This is a genomic window from Marinobacter nitratireducens (assembly GCF_000708045.1).
GTDB lineage: Bacteria > Pseudomonadota > Gammaproteobacteria > Pseudomonadales > Oleiphilaceae > Marinobacter > Marinobacter nitratireducens.
The window spans coordinates 476,995-494,771 of record NZ_ANIE01000009.1 but is presented as its reverse complement, the minus strand read 5'-3'; the positions used below and the strand labels follow the sequence as shown (position 1 = coordinate 494,771).

17 protein-coding genes are annotated in these 17,777 nt (G+C 57.2%); 8 read left to right on the top strand and 9 right to left on the bottom strand.

Annotated elements, in window-relative coordinates; all coding sequences use genetic code 11:
* Window positions 1–18 precede the first annotated feature (18 nt).
* The gene (locus D777_RS16220) at window positions 19–270 is read right to left on the bottom strand and encodes an accessory factor UbiK family protein (protein ID WP_036134249.1); all 252 of its coding nucleotides are present in this window, start codon (window positions 268–270) and stop codon (window positions 19–21) included.
* Window positions 271–652: 382 nt separating this feature from the next.
* On the opposite strand from D777_RS16220, the gene glnK reads away from it, so the two are divergent.
* Together glnK and D777_RS16210 are read left to right on the top strand one after the other, a co-directional pair.
* Window positions 653–991 (top strand): P-II family nitrogen regulator, encoded by a 339-nt coding sequence (gene glnK / locus D777_RS16215; protein WP_004578958.1) that lies wholly within the window; start codon window positions 653–655, stop codon window positions 989–991.
* A gap of 72 nt (window positions 992–1,063) precedes the next feature.
* The gene (locus D777_RS16210) at window positions 1,064–2,335 is read left to right on the top strand and encodes an ammonium transporter (protein WP_036134246.1); all 1,272 of its coding nucleotides are present in this window, start codon (window positions 1,064–1,066) and stop codon (window positions 2,333–2,335) included.
* A gap of 61 nt (window positions 2,336–2,396) precedes the next feature.
* On the opposite strand, the gene D777_RS16205 is transcribed toward D777_RS16210, so the two are convergent.
* Both D777_RS16205 and speE read right to left on the bottom strand, forming a co-directional pair.
* Window positions 2,397–2,591: a DUF6316 family protein gene (locus D777_RS16205; RefSeq protein ID WP_036134244.1), complete on the bottom strand. Its 195-nt coding sequence runs from the start codon at window positions 2,589–2,591 to the stop codon at window positions 2,397–2,399.
* A gap of 117 nt (window positions 2,592–2,708) precedes the next feature.
* Window positions 2,709–3,590: a polyamine aminopropyltransferase gene (speE, locus tag D777_RS16200; protein WP_036134242.1), complete on the bottom strand. Its 882-nt coding sequence runs from the start codon at window positions 3,588–3,590 to the stop codon at window positions 2,709–2,711.
* A gap of 201 nt (window positions 3,591–3,791) precedes the next feature.
* Between speE and speA the strand changes: the two genes are divergently transcribed.
* Window positions 3,792–5,702, top strand: a complete 1,911-nt coding sequence (gene speA / locus D777_RS16195) for a biosynthetic arginine decarboxylase (RefSeq protein WP_036134240.1) — start codon at window positions 3,792–3,794, stop codon at window positions 5,700–5,702.
* Here the strand turns inward: speA and D777_RS16190 are convergent.
* A complete protein-coding gene (locus tag D777_RS16190) occupies window positions 5,687–6,739 on the bottom strand; it encodes an AraC family transcriptional regulator (RefSeq protein ID WP_036134238.1) in 1,053 nt (350 codons plus the stop codon). The two genes, speA and D777_RS16190, sit on opposite strands and share 16 nt — an antisense overlap.
* Window positions 6,740–6,936: 197 nt before the next feature.
* Between D777_RS16190 and D777_RS16185 the strand changes: the two genes are divergently transcribed.
* Both D777_RS16185 and D777_RS16180 read left to right on the top strand, forming a co-directional pair.
* Window positions 6,937–7,584 carry a sigma-70 family RNA polymerase sigma factor gene (locus tag D777_RS16185; RefSeq protein ID WP_227501805.1) on the top strand — a complete coding sequence of 216 codons (648 nt, stop codon included), beginning with the start codon at window positions 6,937–6,939 and terminating at the stop codon, window positions 7,582–7,584.
* Window positions 7,581–8,210: a ChrR family anti-sigma-E factor gene (locus D777_RS16180; protein ID WP_036134235.1), complete on the top strand. Its 630-nt coding sequence runs from the start codon at window positions 7,581–7,583 to the stop codon at window positions 8,208–8,210. Before D777_RS16185 ends, D777_RS16180 begins: the two co-directional genes overlap by 4 nt.
* A gap of 54 nt (window positions 8,211–8,264) precedes the next feature.
* Here the strand turns inward: D777_RS16180 and D777_RS16175 are convergent, their stop codons facing one another.
* Complete coding sequence (locus tag D777_RS16175) at window positions 8,265–9,008, bottom strand: SDR family oxidoreductase (protein ID WP_036134233.1); 744 nt, start codon at window positions 9,006–9,008, stop codon at window positions 8,265–8,267.
* Window positions 9,009–9,210: 202 nt separating this feature from the next.
* Here D777_RS16175 and D777_RS16170 point away from each other — a divergent pair, with 202 nt between their 5' ends.
* The 3 genes from D777_RS16170 to D777_RS16160 all read left to right on the top strand — a co-directional run bounded on the left by D777_RS16170 (window position 9,211) and on the right by D777_RS16160 (window position 13,927).
* Window positions 9,211–10,986, top strand: coding sequence for an acyl-CoA dehydrogenase C-terminal domain-containing protein (locus D777_RS16170; RefSeq protein ID WP_036134231.1), 1,776 nt, complete (start codon window positions 9,211–9,213; stop codon window positions 10,984–10,986).
* A 280-nt stretch (window positions 10,987–11,266) separates the two neighbouring features.
* A complete protein-coding gene (gene tcdA / locus D777_RS16165; RefSeq protein WP_201443391.1) occupies window positions 11,267–12,058 on the top strand; it encodes a tRNA cyclic N6-threonylcarbamoyladenosine(37) synthase TcdA in 792 nt (263 codons plus the stop codon).
* A 21-nt stretch (window positions 12,059–12,079) separates the two neighbouring features.
* The gene (locus D777_RS16160; RefSeq protein WP_036134230.1) at window positions 12,080–13,927 is read left to right on the top strand and encodes a cation:proton antiporter; all 1,848 of its coding nucleotides are present in this window, start codon (window positions 12,080–12,082) and stop codon (window positions 13,925–13,927) included.
* 14 nt (window positions 13,928–13,941) lie between these two features.
* Here D777_RS16160 and D777_RS16155 read toward each other — a convergent pair whose 3' ends face one another.
* The 4 genes from D777_RS16155 to D777_RS16140 all read right to left on the bottom strand — a co-directional run bounded on the left by D777_RS16155 (window position 13,942) and on the right by D777_RS16140 (window position 17,448).
* Window positions 13,942–14,919 (bottom strand): NADP-dependent oxidoreductase, encoded by a 978-nt coding sequence (locus D777_RS16155; protein WP_036134228.1) that lies wholly within the window; start codon window positions 14,917–14,919, stop codon window positions 13,942–13,944.
* A 74-nt stretch (window positions 14,920–14,993) separates the two neighbouring features.
* Window positions 14,994–15,467: an acyl-CoA thioesterase gene (locus D777_RS16150; protein ID WP_036134226.1), complete on the bottom strand. Its 474-nt coding sequence runs from the start codon at window positions 15,465–15,467 to the stop codon at window positions 14,994–14,996.
* Window positions 15,467–16,549, bottom strand: a complete 1,083-nt coding sequence (locus D777_RS16145; protein WP_036134224.1) for an SMP-30/gluconolactonase/LRE family protein — start codon at window positions 16,547–16,549, stop codon at window positions 15,467–15,469. Before D777_RS16145 ends, D777_RS16150 begins: the two co-directional genes overlap by 1 nt.
* 101 nt (window positions 16,550–16,650) lie before the next feature.
* Window positions 16,651–17,448: an alpha/beta fold hydrolase gene (locus tag D777_RS16140; RefSeq protein WP_036134222.1), complete on the bottom strand. Its 798-nt coding sequence runs from the start codon at window positions 17,446–17,448 to the stop codon at window positions 16,651–16,653.
* Window positions 17,449–17,777: the final 329 nt, after the last annotated feature.

The window sequence follows — 17,777 nt, the reverse complement described above, 5'->3', positions numbered from 1 at the left end:
CTTGGCTATCATTCGGGATTAGCCCTGGAGTTTCTGCTCCAGCGCACGAACCCGCTGTTCAAGGGCTTCCACTTTTTCCCGGGTTTTCATCAGTACCGCCTGCTGGGCATCGAATTCTTCTCGGGTAACCAACTCCAGTTTGGACAGCACTGTCATCACGGTAGCACGGGCCTGGGTTTCAAAATCTTCCCGGGCGGCACGGGCCATATCCGGAACGAACTGGCCAAACTGGCCCTGCAACTGGGCAAAAATATCCTGCGGACCTTTCACGCATCACCTCACTGGCTCAAAAATTGGCCGGTTTAGACCAAAGACAGGGCCTGTCACCGGTTTGCGGGAGTGTATCACACCCAAGGCCCTGCCATACTGTAGGCGGTCGACAGTATAATGGTTGGCGCGTCCACCCAGTGTACCTGCTCCGGTTTGGATCACTATTGGACACACTGCCCCTTTTTGGTGCGCTTATTTGCGCCAATCTGGGACACAAAACAAATAACATATTGTTTTTGTTTTATTTTTTTGCGTTGGCACACCCGATGCTAAAGCCTACGTACGCAATCCGCACAATTGGTGTGCGAGGTAGCAGCATCCCGAACTCAACAACCGGCCGACGGGCCCTCACTGTTGGGACGGTTTTACCAAGGAGAAAGCAATGAAACTTGTGACAGCGATCATCAAGCCTTTCAAATTGGATGATGTCCGTGAGGCACTATCCGAGATTGGCGTCCAAGGCGTCACCGTCACTGAAGTCAAAGGCTTCGGTCGGCAGAAAGGCCATACAGAACTCTACCGTGGCGCAGAATATGTCGTGGACTTCCTGCCCAAGGTCAAGGTGGAAGTTGCCATCGGCGACAACCTGCTTGATCAGGTGATTGAGTCCATCACCAAAGCAGCCAACACCGGCAAGATCGGTGACGGCAAGATCTTCGTGACCGAGCTGGAACAGGCCATCCGTATCCGGACTGGCGAGACTGGCGAAGAAGCGGTTTGATCCGACACTGATTTACAACCAGCCAACGCAAAAAACTTTATAACCTGAAAAGCCTCGTGCGGAGGGCTTCAAATGGAAAGCAACATTTTTCACCTGCAGTATGCTATAGACACCTTTTATTTCCTGGTGTGTGGCGCATTAGTGATGTGGATGGCAGCGGGCTTCGCCATGCTGGAATCCGGCCTTGTGCGTGCCAAGAACACCACTGAAATCCTGACCAAGAACGTGGCGCTGTTCGCCATTTCCTGCATCATGTACCTGGTGTGCGGTTACGCCATCATGTACGGCGGAAACGTGTTCCTCTCCGGCATTGCTGACGTAGACGTTGCCAGCACGCTGGGTGACTTCGCCGGCCGTGAAGACGGCTTCGAGGGTGGTTCCATCTACTCCGGCGCATCTGACTTCTTCTTCCAGGTTGTCTTCGTTGCCACTGCGATGTCCATCGTTTCCGGTGCCGTCGCTGAGCGCATGAAGCTCTGGGCCTTCCTGATCTTCGCTGTGGCCATGACTGGCTTCATCTACCCAATGGAAGGCGCATGGACCTGGGGCGGTGCTTCCGTGTTCGGCATGTACACTCTTGGCGACCTCGGCTTCAGCGACTTTGCCGGCTCTGGCATCGTTCACATGGCGGGTGCCGCTGCGGCTCTGGCTGGTGTTCTTCTGCTGGGTGCACGTAAAGGCAAGTATGGCCCGAACGGTGAAATCCGTGCCTTCCCGGGCGCCAACCTGCCGCTGGCCACACTGGGTACCTTCATCCTGTGGATGGGCTGGTTCGGCTTCAACGGCGGTTCTGTCCTGAAACTGGGCGATATCGCCAGTGCCAACTCCGTAGCCATGGTCTTCCTGAACACCAACACCGCCGCGGCGGGTGGCGCAGTTGCCGCTCTGATCACCGCTCGCCTGATGTTCGGCAAGGCCGATCTGACCATGCTTCTCAACGGCGCACTGGCAGGCCTGGTCGTCATCACTGCTGAGCCGTCCACTCCGAGCGCTCTGACCTCCACCATTTTCGGTGCCTTCGGCGGTATCCTGGTCGTACTGAGCATCGTAACCATGGACAAGCTGCGCATCGACGATCCGGTCGGCGCCATCTCTGTTCACGGTGTCTGCGGTCTGCTGGGCCTCCTGCTGGTACCGGTTACCAACGACGGCGTCAGCTTCTCTGGCCAGATCATCGGCGCAATCACCATCTTCGTCTGGGTATTCGTTGCCAGCCTCATCGTCTGGGGCATCCTCAAGGCTGTTATGGGCCTGCGGGTCAGCGAAGAAGAAGAGTACGAAGGCGTGGATCTGTCCGAGTGTGGTATGGAAGCCTACCCGGAGTTTGTCAGCGGCAAGCAGTAATCGCCAGCTGATAGCACTGACAAAAAGGGCGCCGAATGGCGCCCTTTTTGTCTTTGCCTGATCAACTCACCTTGCCGAACAGGTGGTCTTCAACGTGACGGAGATACAAAAGCAATTCCATTTCCGCTTCGTGAATGCTATCAAACGGCCCTTCCATTGAACCCTCACGGGTCTGGAAGAACCACTGACCATTCACCACGGAAAAGCGATCACTGCGGAACCAGCTTTGGTCGGCCTCACCTTTGCGTACACCCATATCCCTATACCTCACAAAAAGCGAACTGCGGCTTGTTCATTTATTGAACACAACTTTTAGTGTAGTGCAGGATTACAGGTTGTCGAACTGACCGCCCAATCGGTCTTTTCTGACGACTCAGGCTTCGCCGGGAACCACAGGATCCTCCAGCGCATCCAGCATGAACTGCGGCATCGCCAGGGCACCATGGTGAATTCCAGTATTGTAGTAACGGGTAATGAACGGCCGGTTATTCACGTCGTCCTCACGGAAATAGCGGACCGGGTTTTCCTTGCTCGCCATGGTGCAACTCCACCACCCCGTCGGGTAAACCGGCTGCGGAAATGGCAGTGTCTGGACGTGCTCAAACCCTGCCTTCTTCATATCAACATGGATATCCCGGATGATGGTGTTGGTGTGCAGCAGTGGAGACTCGCTCTGTTGCACGATGATGCCCCCCTCCCGGAGCGCCAGCATGGCATCCCGGTAGAAATCCAGCGCAAACAGTCCCTCGGCGGGTCCGACCGGATCGGTGCTGTCGATGATGATAATATCGACACTTCCCGGCTCGATATCACGCATCCACTGGATACCATCACCAAAGAAAAAGTTGGCACGAGGATCGTTGTTGGATTCGCACAGTTCCGGAAAGTACTTTTCCGACATGCGAGTCACCCGCTCATCAATCTCCACCTGCCAGGCCTCTTCAACGCCCGGGTGCTTGAGTACCTCTTTGAGCGTACCGCAATCACCACCACCCACTATGACCACCTTCCGGGGATCCCGGTGGGTAAACAGGGCCGGATGAGTCATCATCTCGTGATACAGGAAGTTGTCGCGGGTTGTCAGCATGACACAGCCGTCGAGCACCATGAGGTTGCCGAAGGTTTCGGTCTCATATATTTCCAGCTTCTGAAACGGTGTCTGTTCTTCGTGCAGCTTCTGTTTCACCTGCAGAGAAAACGCCGTGCCCTGGTCCTGGAAGACCTCGGTAAACCACCCGTCGTTCAACGCTGTCATGTTTTGTCTCTCCGTATGCGCCATGGGCTATGTTAGAAAGGGCGTATTGTAGGACCCGGCGGCGATCAGAAGAAGCCTTTATCCCTGTGCGGATACAGGTATTTTCCGCATCCGGTTCTTTCCGCCAGCCAAGGTTGCACCTACAATGGCGCCCATGTTTCCGGCACCCGTCCGGCCCGGTTTCCTGACAGGATAGCAAGTATGAGTGAAGCCAGCGGAACCCCCGCTCACAAGGTCTACAACATTTCGCACTGGAGCGATGGCTACATCGGTGTCAACGACGCCGGTGAAGTACTGATTCGCCCGGACCGGGGCCACTCTCCTGCCCGGATTAATCTTCCTGACCTGTGCCGTTCCATTGCGGACTCCGGTATTCAGCTCCCCGTGCTGATCCGCTTTACCGATATCCTCCATGACCGGGTTAACACTCTGTGCAACGCCTTCAACAGGGTCGCTGACGATCAGGGCTACAAGGGGCGGTACACCGCCGTTTATCCCATCAAAGTCAACCAGCAACGCCGGGTCGTTGAGGAGCTACTGGCCACCGACCCCGCAGCCAGCAATGGCCAGGTAGGTCTCGAGGCCGGCAGCAAGCCGGAACTGATGGCCGTGCTTGCCATGTCCCGGCGCCCGGGTTCGGTCATTGTCTGCAATGGTTACAAAGACCGGGAATACATTCGCCTGGCGCTCATTGGCCAGAAGCTGGGACACCGCGTTTTTATCGTGGTGGAGAAGCAATCCGAGTTGCCGTTGATTCTGGAAGAGGCACAACGCCTGGACGTTGAGCCGCTGATCGGCATTCGCGCCCGCCTGGCAACGATAGGCAAAGGTAACTGGCAGAATACGGGGGGTGAGAAATCCAAATTTGGCCTTTCCGCCAGCCAGGTGCTGGATGTGGTCAATACCCTGCGTGAGTCAGATGCGTTATCGACACTGCAACTGCTCCACTTCCACCTGGGCTCCCAGATCGCCAATATCCGGGATATCCAGACAGGGCTGCGTGAGTGTGCCCGCTTCTATGGCGAACTCCGCCACCTCGGCGCTCCCATCGACACGGTGGATATCGGGGGCGGTCTGGGCGTGGACTACGAGGGCACCCGCTCCCGAAGCAGTTGTTCCATGAATTACAGTGTGGATGAATATGCCTATAACGTTGTTCACATACTTCAGTCCGAGTGCGACCAGCATGGCATTGCACACCCCAACCTGATCAGCGAGTCAGGACGTGCGCTCACCGCACATCATTCGGTACTGGTCACCAATGTTATCGACCGTGAAGCCCCGGCGAACACATACCCGCAAACTCCGGATGACAATGCATCTGCGCCACTCCAGGACCTCTGGCGCGATTTGAACAGCCTGGAGGATGCCGACACGCCAAGATCCCTGGCCGAGATCTATCATGACGTCATGCACGCCATGGCCGATGTCCACGCCCAGTTTGCCCATGGGCTGATCTCGCTCCCGGAACGCGCCAACGCCGAAACCATCTATACCCGCTGCTGTCGGCTGTTGCAGAACCAACTGGATGCGGCCAATCGTGCCCACCGGGAAATCCTTGATGAGCTGAATGAAAAGCTGGCCGAGAAACTGTTCGTGAACTTTTCCCTGTTCCAGTCCCTTCCTGACGTCTGGGGGATCGATCAGATTTTCCCGGTGATGCCCATCAATGGCCTGAACCGTCCATTGAACCGCCGCGTTGTGATTCAGGACATCACCTGCGATTCGGATGGTCGTATCGACCATTATGTGGATGGGCAAGGCACCGAGACGACGCTGCCCATGCCGGAAGATAAAGCCGGCGAACCGCTTCTGATGGGTTTCTTCATGACCGGCGCCTACCAGGAAATTCTGGGGGACATGCACAACCTGTTTGGTGACACCCACTCGGTGGATGTACGCCTGAGCAATGACGGAGATGTTTCCATCAGCCCCCCCATCACCGGTGACACCGTGGCAAAAGTTCTGCGCTACGTTAACTTTGAGCCTGAAGCCCTGCTGGATGCCTATTGCCGGAAGTTCGAACAAAGTGGCTTGCCCGGCCCGCTGCAGTCGGAGCTACTGGCGGAACTGTCGGCCGGGCTTGAGGGTTACACCTACCTTGAGGAGTGATCTTTCCGGGTGTGTTCGATACGCCAGTTGCTGGGCGCCATCCCCTCCCATTTCCGGAAGGCACGACCGAAGTTGGATGGATCGCTGTAGCCCAGCTGATCGGCGATCACATCGATCGGCAGATCCGGGCGCTGTAACAATTCCAGGGCACGCCGATGGCGGATCTGATCTTGTAACGCCTGGAACCGGACGCCCTCGGCGGACAGCTGTCGGCGCAGCGTTCGGGCCGACATTCTCAATTGGCCTGCAATTTCCTCCAACCCCGGCAACCGCCCGTCACGAACTGACTCCAGCAGCCGGGTCACCCGACCGGAAACCGAAGCCGCAGCCTCAATAGAACGCATCTCCTCCTCACACTGGGCTTCTGCCACCCTCCGGGTGACCGGGTTAGAGAGCGAAATGGGAAGATCCAGAGATGCCTTGGCAAACCGCAGCTGATTGACCCCGCTGTTGAATTCTACACGCTCACCGAACAACGCCTTGTAGCCAGAGAGCTTCTTCGGGGGCTCATAGTCCAGGCGCAGACGCCCCCCACGAATCAGCCGATCACCGAACAGCAGTACGTTCACATCCATCAGCGAGGCCATGACCACCTCGATATTGAAACGATAGAGGTCATCCAGACCGTGGTTCAGGTCCAACTGCAAGACGGCCTCATCACCCTCAATGAAGAACGACAGCTCCATATAGACAAACCGGATGCGAAAATACTTGATCAGCACCGACAGGGCTTCTTCCAGGTTATCGCAGCTGATCGCGGCCTGGGAGAGCGAACCATGGGTCGTAAATTTCAGGCGCCGGCCAAATTCCAGACCAAGGGTTTCTTCGCCACACCGCTCCAGCGCCTCACGGCACAGCCGGGTGAACTGATCCACGGTAATGAAGTTATCGGGATGTCCAAGCATGGATGGTCGGATACCGGCCGCAGCCATCAGGGCTGATCTCGGTACATCCATGTCCTCGCACAGCTCGCAGAGTATGTCTGCGTAGTGAGCCCTGATAACGGGTAGGCTGCCGTTAAAACCTGGGGCATTCATCGGTTTTTACTGCTCCGGATTCCATTCAATCTCAAGACTAGACCGCGCCGGCGATGACGGCAATCACTGACGAGACGCATACGCACCGGCATTCCTGTCACCAGCCAGCAATGACGAATAAATCTGCTTTAAACTGATCCACCGGCCCGGCCTCGTCGTAGAAAGTCAAACTGACAAACCCACGACGAGTGCATAGAATGATGTCTGTAATCCGCTCAAATCACGTGAATGTCAAGGAGCGTCCGGTGGCCACACTGGATAAGAAGCAAGCAAACTCCGAGGGTCCCAAGGATCCCTGGAGCCGTTTGCTCGAAAAAGTCGGCAAACACCAGGATCGCGAGGCGTTCCATGCTCTCTTTGAGCACTTTGGTCCGCAGATCAAATATTTTGCCATGGCCAACGGGCTTTCCAGCCACGCCGAAGAGCTGGTTCAGGAGGTATTCGTTTCCATCTGGAGACGGTCCTGCCTCTACGACTGGCGCAAAGCTGCTGCTTCCACCTGGATATTCACCATTGCCCGGAACCAGCGCATAGACATGCTCCGAAAGATGCAACGTACCAGCGCCGAGATGAACGTGGAGACTGAGGACCTGTGGCAGGTCCCAGGTGACAACGAGGATGAACCGGTCACCTCTCTGCATCGGCTGATGTCCGAGCGCAGAATCCGCGAATCCCTGGGACAGCTCTCCGAGGAACAGACCACCGTGATTGCAAAGGTGTACATGGAGAATAAGTCCCACCAGCGAGTTGCAGACGAGTTGAATATCCCTTTGGGGACGGTCAAGAGTCGGGTGCGCCTGGCTCTGAATAAACTGAAAGTGATTTTGCAGGATCAGAACGCATGACACGGCACCACCCGGACAACTTAAGCTTGCTTGAGTACAGCGCGGGCAACCTGAGCGAACCTCACGCGCTCTGCATCCGGCTACACCTCGACAAGTGTTCTCACTGTCGGAGCCGGGTGGATTCGCTCGAGGCACTCGGGGCCGTGATCATGGACCATCAGCCGAAGGTCAGCCTGTCCGAGGACATGTTCGACAGCATCCTGGCTAAGATCGATGAAGGCGTCGAGCCTGCGCCTCAACCGTCTCGAGAGAGCGTGCTCCATAAATTGCTTGGAGCCGACATTAATGATCTGCCCTGGAAGCGGCAGCTTGGGGATGTGAGCGTTCTTGATATTACCGACAAGTTTCCCGGCCAGTCCGAGCAGGTGGTGTTACAGAAGCTTGCAGCGGGTGGCAAGGCCCCGGCTCACACCCATCGCGGCGAGGAGACGACTATTGTCCTGCAAGGAGCTTTCGCCGACCAGAAAGGCGTCTTCAATCAATGGGACTTTGTGGTGTTGAACGATCAGGATGACCACAAGCCGGTTGCTGTTGGTTGCGAGGACTGTATTACCCTGTCGATTTTGAGTGCGCCCGTAAAACTAACCGGTCGCTTCACCCGACTACTCAACCCGTTTATCCGTTAGTTCGGCTCTTCATTGCAACTCGGGCCCTGTTAAGGGGCCCTTGGGCCTTCGACCTCACCAAGGCAGTTCAGCGCCATCCCAACTCAGAAATTTGCCATTATCCTGCTCCGACAGCGATGAGATCACCTTAACCAGATTAGTCGCCGTTTCCCTGGGCGAATGCACCGTCAGTTGCGCCAGGGACCGCTGAAAGGGTTCGCTAAGCGGTGTGGCTGTGGTTCCGGGATGCAAGGCAATACAGGCAACTGACCGGTTACGACGGCGAAGCTCGATCGACAGGTTACGTACAAACATGTTCAAGGCCGCCTTCGCGCCCCTGTAGGCATACCATCCGCCCATACCGTTGTCCGAGATCGAACCCACTTTCGCTGAGATTGCGACCACGCGCTTGAACTCACGATGAGTCAACCAGGGCACCAGCGCCTGGACAAGCCCCAGGAATCCGAAAGCATTTACCCTGAACGACCGCTCAATGTTCTGGCGCCCCACATCCTCCAGACGCTTTTCCGGCTGCATGGACTCCGAATGCAGCAAGCCGGCAGTGTAGATCACGGTGTCCAGCCCCTCTTTCGGAGAAAAAATGTCCTGCAGGCGGCGGACAACCTGGTCCAATGACGTTTCATCCCAGGCGTCCCAGGAAATCAGGTGCAAACGTTGAGTGTGCGCAACTTCCTCTCGCACCTCTTCCGGAACCCGGCAAAGGCCAACAATCGAACAATCGGGGTATTGATCCAGCAAGTGCTCAGTCAGGGCCCTCCCAATCGCGCCCGATACACCGGCAATAAGTATTCGTTTCATCATAATTCCCTGACCCGCAGTGTTACACCCTCTCAGCGCGAGGGACCGACACGTTCCCAAAGTCATACGATGATTCTCTGGATTTGATTCTCTGCCCAGTGAACCACGAAATTAAAACAACCGTATGAAATCGGTGATTGCACCAACCCAAGGGTTCGGGTGACTCCCGACCGATACTGAAGCACACTGAGGAGAGTACTCCATGCAATACCAGGCTCCAGCGAACGATTTACGATTCCTGTTGTTTGATGTTTTGGGGGCAGACCGACTCCATGAACTGGAGCAGTATGCCGATGCCACACCCGACCTGATGTCGGCTGTTATTGATGAAGCGGGCAAACTGGCTGCGGAAGTGATTCAACCCACGAACCAGGCGGGAGATCGCGAAGGCTGTCAGTACGACCCTGACACCCGCTCGGTTACCACCCCCACCGGCTTCAAGGAAGCCTACAAGAAGTTCGTGGAAGGCGGATGGACGGCCCTGGATGCGCCTCTTGAATACGGTGGCCAGGGGCTGCCCCACACCCTGAAGTTTGTGGTCGATGAAATGGTGTGTTCAACCAACCTGTCATTGGGCATGTACCCTGGACTGACCCACGGTGCGATCAGCGCCCTCCATGCCCATGGTTCAGATCAACTCAAGCAGACTTATCTGGAAAAGCTCATCTCCGGTGAGTGGACAGGCACCATGTGTCTCACAGAACCTCAGTGCGGTACCGATCTGGGCCTGATCCGGACCCGGGCGACGCCCAATGATGACGGCAGCTACGCCATCGAGGGGACCAAGATCTGGATCACGGGTGGCGAACACGACCTTGTGGACAACATCGTGCACCTGGTGCTGGCCAAACTCCCCGGAGCACCAGACACCACCAAAGGCATCTCGCTGTTCATCGTGCCCAAGTTCCTGCCCGACACCGGTGAGCGTAACCCGGCATTCTGCGGCGGCCTGGAACACAAGATGGGCATCAAGGGCTCAGCGACCTGTGTCATGAACTTCGAGGGAGCCAAAGGCTGGCTTGTCGGAGAAGCCAATGACGGAATGCGTGCCATGTTTACCATGATGAACGAAGCCCGCCTTATGGTCGGCATGCAGGGGCTTGGTTTGGCAGAGATGGCCTATCAGGAAAGCCTTGGCTTTGCCCGTGAGCGCTTGCAAAGCCGGTCTCTGAGCGGCCCCAAAAACCCGGATGGGCCGGCCGACCCGATCATTGTGCACCCGGACGTACGCCGCATGCTGATGCGTCAAAAGGTGTTGAATGAAGGTATGCGAGCCCTGGCCCTGTTTACGGGGCACCAACTGGATCTCTCAGTCGCCCACACGGACGAAACGGTCCGGGCGTCGGCGGATGATCTGGTGCAATTGCTAACCCCCGTGGTCAAGGCCTTCCTGACCGACGAGGGCTTCAATAACGCCAACACAGGCCTGCAGGTGCTGGGCGGCTCCGGCTTCACAACTGACTGGCCGCTGGAGCAGCTGGTCCGTGATGGCCGAATTGCCAGAATCTACGAGGGCACCAATGGCATCCAGGCCATGGATCTGGTGGGTCGGAAGCTTAGTCTGAAAGGAGGACAACTGGTGAGAACCCTCTTCGCCACACTGACCGGTTACCTGAAAGATAACCCCGAGGCGCCCTACCGAGATGAGTTGAAAGGTGCCGTCAAGGCGCTGGAGGAGGCAACCCTGTGGCTCGCCAGTAACGCGCCGAAGGATCCGGAACAGGCAGGAGCCGCAGCCAGCCCTTACTTGCGACTGATGGCGCTGACCACCATTGGTTATCTCTGGTCACGGATGGCCGGAGTCGCGTCGGCCAAACTCGACGCCGGCGACGGCAACACGCCTCTGCTGGAGGCCAAACAGGTTTCCGCTCGCTTTTACTTCGAAAAGCTATTGCCGGAGATCCACTGGCTGCTGGACGACATTAAAACCGGGAAGGAGAGCCTGATGGCCTTCGCCGATGACCATTGGGCGGCCTGATTGGCCAAAACGGTCACAGACTTGTCCAAGCTGACCGAAAATGACCGATCTTTGGCATCTTGTGACCTTCTTGAAGACACAAGACGGAGAGACAATAGGCACGTTGATTAGTGTCTCTGAACTAGTCCAGCCCAGCTCCCTGACAGGACTGGGTGCTTCCTTAAGGCCACGCTCTGCGTGGCTTTTTTTATGCCCGCTTTTTGTGACCCCAAAACACTGGGTTACAATGTCGCCCTTTGACTCCAGCGCCCCCCGCTGGCCGGCAATGACGGAGCCCGCAATGAACACCGATGACTACGCCTTCCGCTTTGGTGGTATCGAGCGCCTGTATGGTCGCAGAGCCCTTGGTGCGTTTCGCGACGCCCATATCGCCATTGTCGGGCTTGGTGGCGTTGGATCCTGGGCCGCCGAATCCCTGGCACGGAGTGGCATCGGCACCCTCACCCTGATCGATATGGACGATATCTGCGTCTCCAACACCAACCGCCAGCTTCATGCTCTCGAAGGCCAGTATGGACGGACCAAAACCGATGCCATGGCCGAACGCTTGCGAGCGATCAATCCCCAGGCGGACATTCGCGTCCATTTCGGGTTCCTGACACCCAAGAACGTCGCCGAGCTTATTTCTGACGAGATCTCCGGCGTCATCGATGCCATCGACAGCGTCAAGGCCAAGGCTGCCCTGATTGCCCATTGCCAGCGCCATAAAACGCCCATCGTGTGCGCCGGCGGTGCGGGAGGCCAGATGGATCCAACCCAGATCCAGGTGGCTGACCTGAGCAAGACCACCCAGGACCCCTTGCTGGCCAAAGTCCGAAACATGCTTAGGCGTGAGTATGGCTTCTCACGCAATCCAAAGCGCCGTTTCGGAATTGAAGCCGTATACTCCCTCGAACAGCTGACGTATCCTGCCGGTGATGGCGAAGTCTGCCTCCAGAAGCCGACAACAGACGGCCCTGTTCGCCTGGACTGCGCGTCGGGCTTCGGCGCCGCCAGTCCGGTCACCGCCAGCTTTGGTTTTTTTGCCGCATCCCGGCTACTGAACCGGATCGCCCGTCGAGCCAACCAGTAACTCAAAGGAACTGAAATTCCTATGCCTGTCAGTACCGTCATGCTCCTCGCCAGCATTGGTGTCCTTTCCCTGTTCTGCCAGTGGCTCGCCTGGCGGGTCCGGATGCCGGCCATTCTCTTTCTGCTGGCGGGCGGTATCGCCGCCGGACCGGTGTTGGGGTTTCTTGCTCCGGAAGCGGTGTTCGGCGATCTGCTGTTCCCGGTGATTTCCCTGGCGGTCGCAATCATCCTGTTCGAGGGCAGTCTGACTCTCCGGTATGACGAGATCCGCGGCCACGGCAAGATGGTCCGCAACCTGGTTCCGGTGGGCTCCATCGTCACCTGCATCATCGGCACACTCTCTGCCAAATGGGTGCTCGATGTTTCCTGGCCTGTTGCCCTTCTATTCGGCGCCATTTCCATCGTCACGGGACCGACCGTCATTGCACCGCTGCTCCGATCGGTCCGCCCCGACGCCAAGCTCGCCAACATCCTGCGTTGGGAGGGCATCATCATCGATCCCGTCGGCGCACTACTGGCCGTACTGGTCTTCGAGGGAATTGTCTCCTGGGGTCAGGGTAATGTCTTCGAACACTCCCTCTACATCTTCGGCAAAACCCTACTGGTCGGGTTCCTGATCGGGGCCGTGGCCGGCTATCTCAACGGCCTGGTACTCCGCAAACACCTTATTCCCCAGTATCTCCACAACGCCGGTACATTGACCTTCATGCTCGGCGTCTACGCCATTTCAAACGAAATGGCACACGAGTCCGGACTGCTCACCGTCACCATCATGGGCATCTGGATGGCCAACATGAAACAGGTCCCCATTGAGAGCATCCTCGAGTTCAAGGAATCCCTGAGCGTCCTGCTGATCTCGGCGCTGTTTATCATTCTCGCGGCCCGGGTGGAATTCAGTGCGATTGCGGATCTGGGCTGGGGCCTGGTCGTGGTGCTGGCAATTCTGATGCTGGTCGCCCGTCCATTGAGCATTTTCCTGTCCGCCATTGGAACAACGCTCAACTGGCGGGAAAAGCTCTTCCTGAGCTGGATCGCCCCTCGCGGTATCGTTGCTGCCGCCGTTTCCGCGCTTTTTGCCTTCCAGCTGCAAAAGTTAGGCTACGAAGGCGCGACAACGCTGGTGCCACTGATTTTCATGCTGATCATTGCCACGGTGACCCTGCAGAGTCTGACCGCCCGACCTCTGGCCCGCGTACTTCGTGTTGCTGAACCCGCCGAATTCGGCTTTCTGATTCTGGGCGCCAACCCGGTGGCCCGGATGATCGCCCAGGCGCTGAACAAGCATGAGGTACCAGTGATGCTCGCGGATACCAACTGGGAGAACGTGCGCCAAGCCCGAATGGATAATCTGCCCACCTACTTCGGCAACCCGGTCTCCGAGCATGCCTCAACCCATCTCGATCTGACCGGCATCGGCAACCTGCTGGTCATATCCCCCTACAAGCACATGAATTCCCTGGCTACCTATCATTTCCTGGACTGGTTCGGAACGACCTCCGTATTTACCCTCGCGGACGGTGACCAGGATCAGAAAGCGCGGCACCAGACGGCAGAAAAAATCCAGATGACCCGCGGACTGTTCGACGGAGTCAGCTACGCCAAACTGGCAAGCCTGGCGAGCCAGGGGTATTCAGTTAAGTCGACACAGCTCAGCGAAGAGTTCAGCTTTGAGCATTTCCGGGAGAAATACCAGAATCAGGCCCTGGTGCTGTTTGTATTCGACGACAAGGACCGGATCTCACCGGTGCGGGATATGGATGCGCTGAAGCCGGAAAAAGGCTGGAGTCTGATCAGCCTGGTTCCACCTCAGCCACCGAAAGAACGGAAAGAGAAAGAAAAGGAAGCTGACGAGACCGCCGAAAAGGAATAAGGAGCCGAGGCTCCTTACCGGCAATCCAGCACCAGTTTCCCGCGCACGTGGCCGCCCTCGAGCTTTTCGTGGGCATCAGCCACGGCTGCCAGCGGAAACGTCTGGTCGATATGAACCTTGACGTCACCGTCCTCGATCAGCTCGGCGATCTCGTCCAAATGGAAAGCGTCAGGCCGCACCGTCATACCGTGCGCTTTCAGACCCATAGACTCCGCCTGACTGATAATGTCGTCCGCCGTCACCGTAGGAATGGTCACCAGTACACCGTGCTCCCCGAGGGTATGCAGGGAACGCTTCCCGGCCTCCCCACCGATCAGGTCGAGCACAACATCCAGCCCGTAACACTCCTCACCCACATCCGTGGTGTGATAATCGATAACCTCATGCACACCCAGCCCCGCCAGGAAGTCGCGATTGCTCGCGGAGGCAGTGGCAATGACATGAGCTCCCCGCTCCAGAGCGAACTGGACGGCGAAGTGACCAACGCCGCCGGCCCCGGCATGAATCAGAATCTTCTGGCCCGATTCGAGCTTGGCTACCTCGAACAAAGCCTGCCACGCCGTCAGCGCCGCCAACGGCACGGCACCGGCAACCAGCAGGTCCAGCTCTTCGGGGACGATCGCCAATTCATCCACGCCGGCCACCGCGTACTGAGCATAAGCTCCGCCTGAGGCCGGAAACCCGATCATTCCCATAACCCGGTCACCGGGCTCGAGCGTGGTCACGTCCGCGCCCACCGCCACGACTTCGCCGGCCATATCGTACCCCGGTGTCCAGGGCAGCGAATTCTCGATCTGGCGGGCTGCAAAACCAAGCCCCTTGCGGGTCTTCCAGTCAATGGGATTCAACCCGGCACCATGGACCCGGACCAGCACCTGGCCCGCCTCAATTGCCGGCGGCGCCGACCGGATAACTTTCAGGACATCACGGTCACCAAACTGGTCATAGACCACGTGGTTCATGGTTTCAATTCTCGGCTCGGTCTGTTCCATGGTGCTCTCCAGACGGCAGTGTTAACGGGATACAGGATTTTGTTCAGACTAGCAGAAGTTACGGAAGACAGCGCTCAATTGAACCCAACGTCCCTACCACCTGACACGACGGCGCCACCAAGAATATCGGCAAACGCCTTTGGTGCCCGGGACGGACGCTGGCTTTTCAGATCCACACAAGCGTGGGTAGACACGGCCCGAACCAGCGTCTTGCCGTCCGCTGGGCGTACCAGCTGGAACTGTCGAGACGACCGGAACTTGCCATCGTAGCCTGTAAGCCAGGTGCCCAGAACCAGGCGATCCCCCTCGTTAGCAGGCATCAGGTAGTCGATCTCGGTGCGGGTAATCGCCATCGCCTTACCGGTCTGCTCGTGCAGATCCCAGTTCATGCCCAGGCTATCAATATGTGCCCAGCTGACCTCTTCCAGCCAACGCACATAGACCACGTTGTTGGCATGGCCCAGGCGATCGGTATCTTCCGCGCGCACAACGAGGTCGATGGTAAATGGATCTGGAAGATCCCACTGGATTGGCTTTACGGTTGTCATCACTCGTCTCCAAGCCCCGGAATGGCCCGTAACGGTAACCGCCCGATCCGGTCATTGTGAAGTGAACCAAAGTATAGGTAGCTACCATTTGGATTGACGGACGTGATCTCCTTCAGGTGCGTGCCCGAGGTATCGTGAAGACTGGTGAGGACCTGGCCATCACGATCGAACGCAACAGCCAGACCGTATTCCTGGGGAACCGGCTGCATGCTTTCCGGCAGCTTGGCCACCAGGTTCTTGAGCCACGGCCGTTTGTGAAGTGCATCCACCTGCGGATTCCTGAGTGTCGGGAATGCCACCCAGAAGCGCCCCTCACTGTCCACCGCCAGGTTGTCCGGGAAACCTGGCAGATTATCCGCGAAGATTTCCGTCTGCCCGGCTCTCGGCCCTTTGAGCCAATGCCTGAGGATGCGGTACTTCCAGGTTTCATTCACCAGCACGAATTCGCCATCCGGTGATACCGCAACCCCATTGGCAAAGTACAGATCCCGCAGAATCACTTCGGTTTTTCCGTTCCCTGGCGAGTAACGAAGTAGACGGCCGTGAGGGCGCATTTCCAGCAGATCCAGCCGGTAATCCGGCTGGTGGAAACGGGAACTGGCATCGGAGAAATAAATCCGGCCATCGGGCGCGATATCAACATCGTCCGTGAAACGGAACAGGGTACCCTCCGCCTCTCGGGTCAATATTGACACAGTCCGGTCCGGGGCAACCGAGATCAGGCCTTTCCAGGCATCGGCGACGATCAGGTTGCCATTACGGTCAAACACCATACCCAGAGGCCGGGTGCCGAGGTCCAACCAGGACTCAACCTGACCATCAGGCCGTACCCGGATGATTTTTCCATCCTGTGTCCCGGCATAGATTACCCCATTCTGACTGACCGTCGTGTCTTCAGGTCCGTAGACCTCACCCAGAGCCAGCAGGTCCGCCTGCTGGAGTATTTCGTTGGGAGCCAGCGGTCCCGACAGGCTCCGGGGTTTTGGAGCTTGCCAGGCCTCACTGTCGATTGGAGAAGGGCTCAGCAGAAAACCGCCACCCAGAACAAACAATACCAACGCCGCCGCCATCAACCACTTCATGATTCATATCCGATTGTTATTGATTGGTTGGATGTATCGAGTTGGGTTTACCTTAGCAGAAGGGCAAAGCACCGTGTACAGAGCTTTCCGGGTTGACCTGTTTAGCCTTCACCCCGGAGAAAGCGACGGCAAAGTGCGGTAAACGTGTCCGTCTTATCAACATGCAGCCAGTGGCCGGTATCACGAATAATGCGAAGCTCAGCCTTGGGGAACAGACGCTGAATCTCGTCCCGATGTTTCTCCTGGATATAGGCCGAATCCGCGCCCTTGATAAACAATACGGGGCCATTGAAGGGGCCTTCGCCCTCGGGAGCCTTGGCCAGATTCCCATAGAGATCGTTGATGACCGCCAGGTTCATCCGCCACCGAAACACCGGACCATCCGGAGTTTGTTCCTCTTTCGGAACACGGACGAGATTTTTGAGCAGGAACTGACGGATCGAGGGTGTGTCGACATACTCCGCCAGGTGGTGGTCGGCGTCGGCCCGTGATTTTACGGTTGCAAGGTCGGTCGAGGTCAGTCCTTCCAGGATGGCATCGTGCCGGGGTTTGTAGGTCACCGGGGCAATGTCCGCCACAATGATTTTCTCCACCCGCTCGGGAGCGATCAGCGCCACCTGCATGGCAACCTTGCCGCCCATGGAGTGGCCCAGAAGGCTCGCCTTGTCGATGCCCTGCTTGTCCATGTAGGCGATAACATCACCGGCCATGGCCGGATAATCCATGGTGTCGCAGTGGGGCGAGCTGCCGTGATTACGCTCATCCAGGGCATGTACCTGCCACTCATCCTGCAGCTTGCGGGCAATACCACCCAGGTTTTCCAGCGAGCCAAACAGCCCGTGCAACAGGATCAACGGGGCACCTTCCCCGGTAATTCGATGGTTCAGTTCGACACTCATGAACAGTGGATCTCCGAATGGACGTTAACGTTGTCAGGCGGAATACATTACCACTGCCTGTAGTGGATCAGGCAAGACCGACGCCACCGACGCATGGTTTCTAAGCACAAAAAAAGCCGGGGAATCCCCGGCCTCAAGGTCATAGACTTTACGCCTGACTGATCAGCAATAGAAGATGCTGTTCAGATACTCTGCTAATGCGACAACGTTCTCCCGCTCATAAGTACTGTGCGGTACGAAAATTTCCTGTTCCATAAGTCACCTCCTGAAAAGGTTTCCACTTCACTCCAACCTGGTGACTTCCATGCTATCGTTACTACCATGACAAC

What these genes read in the sequence shown, in the direction of transcription:
- tcdA (WP_201443391.1), top strand. Translation starts at nt 11,267, where the DNA reads ATGAACACCGATGACTACGCCTTCCGCTTTGGTGGTATCGAGCGCCTG.
- D777_RS16160 (WP_036134230.1), top strand. Translation starts at nt 12,080, where the DNA reads ATGCCTGTCAGTACCGTCATGCTCCTCGCCAGCATTGGTGTCCTTTCC.
- D777_RS16185 (WP_227501805.1), top strand. Translation starts at nt 6,937, where the DNA reads ATGATGTCTGTAATCCGCTCAAATCACGTGAATGTCAAGGAGCGTCCG.
- glnK (WP_004578958.1), top strand. Translation starts at nt 653, where the DNA reads ATGAAACTTGTGACAGCGATCATCAAGCCTTTCAAATTGGATGATGTC.
- D777_RS16180 (WP_036134235.1), top strand. Translation starts at nt 7,581, where the DNA reads ATGACACGGCACCACCCGGACAACTTAAGCTTGCTTGAGTACAGCGCG.
- D777_RS16170 (WP_036134231.1), top strand. Translation starts at nt 9,211, where the DNA reads ATGCAATACCAGGCTCCAGCGAACGATTTACGATTCCTGTTGTTTGAT.
- D777_RS16155 (WP_036134228.1), bottom strand. Translation starts at nt 14,919, where the DNA reads ATGGAACAGACCGAGCCGAGAATTGAAACCATGAACCACGTGGTCTAT.
- D777_RS16145 (WP_036134224.1), bottom strand. Translation starts at nt 16,549, where the DNA reads ATGAAGTGGTTGATGGCGGCGGCGTTGGTATTGTTTGTTCTGGGTGGC.
- D777_RS16140 (WP_036134222.1), bottom strand. Translation starts at nt 17,448, where the DNA reads ATGAGTGTCGAACTGAACCATCGAATTACCGGGGAAGGTGCCCCGTTG.
- speE (WP_036134242.1), bottom strand. Translation starts at nt 3,590, where the DNA reads ATGACAGCGTTGAACGACGGGTGGTTTACCGAGGTCTTCCAGGACCAG.
- speA (WP_036134240.1), top strand. Translation starts at nt 3,792, where the DNA reads ATGAGTGAAGCCAGCGGAACCCCCGCTCACAAGGTCTACAACATTTCG.
- D777_RS16150 (WP_036134226.1), bottom strand. Translation starts at nt 15,467, where the DNA reads ATGACAACCGTAAAGCCAATCCAGTGGGATCTTCCAGATCCATTTACC.
- D777_RS16175 (WP_036134233.1), bottom strand. Translation starts at nt 9,008, where the DNA reads ATGAAACGAATACTTATTGCCGGTGTATCGGGCGCGATTGGGAGGGCC.
- D777_RS16190 (WP_036134238.1), bottom strand. Translation starts at nt 6,739, where the DNA reads ATGAATGCCCCAGGTTTTAACGGCAGCCTACCCGTTATCAGGGCTCAC.
- D777_RS16205 (WP_036134244.1), bottom strand. Translation starts at nt 2,591, where the DNA reads ATGGGTGTACGCAAAGGTGAGGCCGACCAAAGCTGGTTCCGCAGTGAT.
- D777_RS16210 (WP_036134246.1), top strand. Translation starts at nt 1,064, where the DNA reads ATGGAAAGCAACATTTTTCACCTGCAGTATGCTATAGACACCTTTTAT.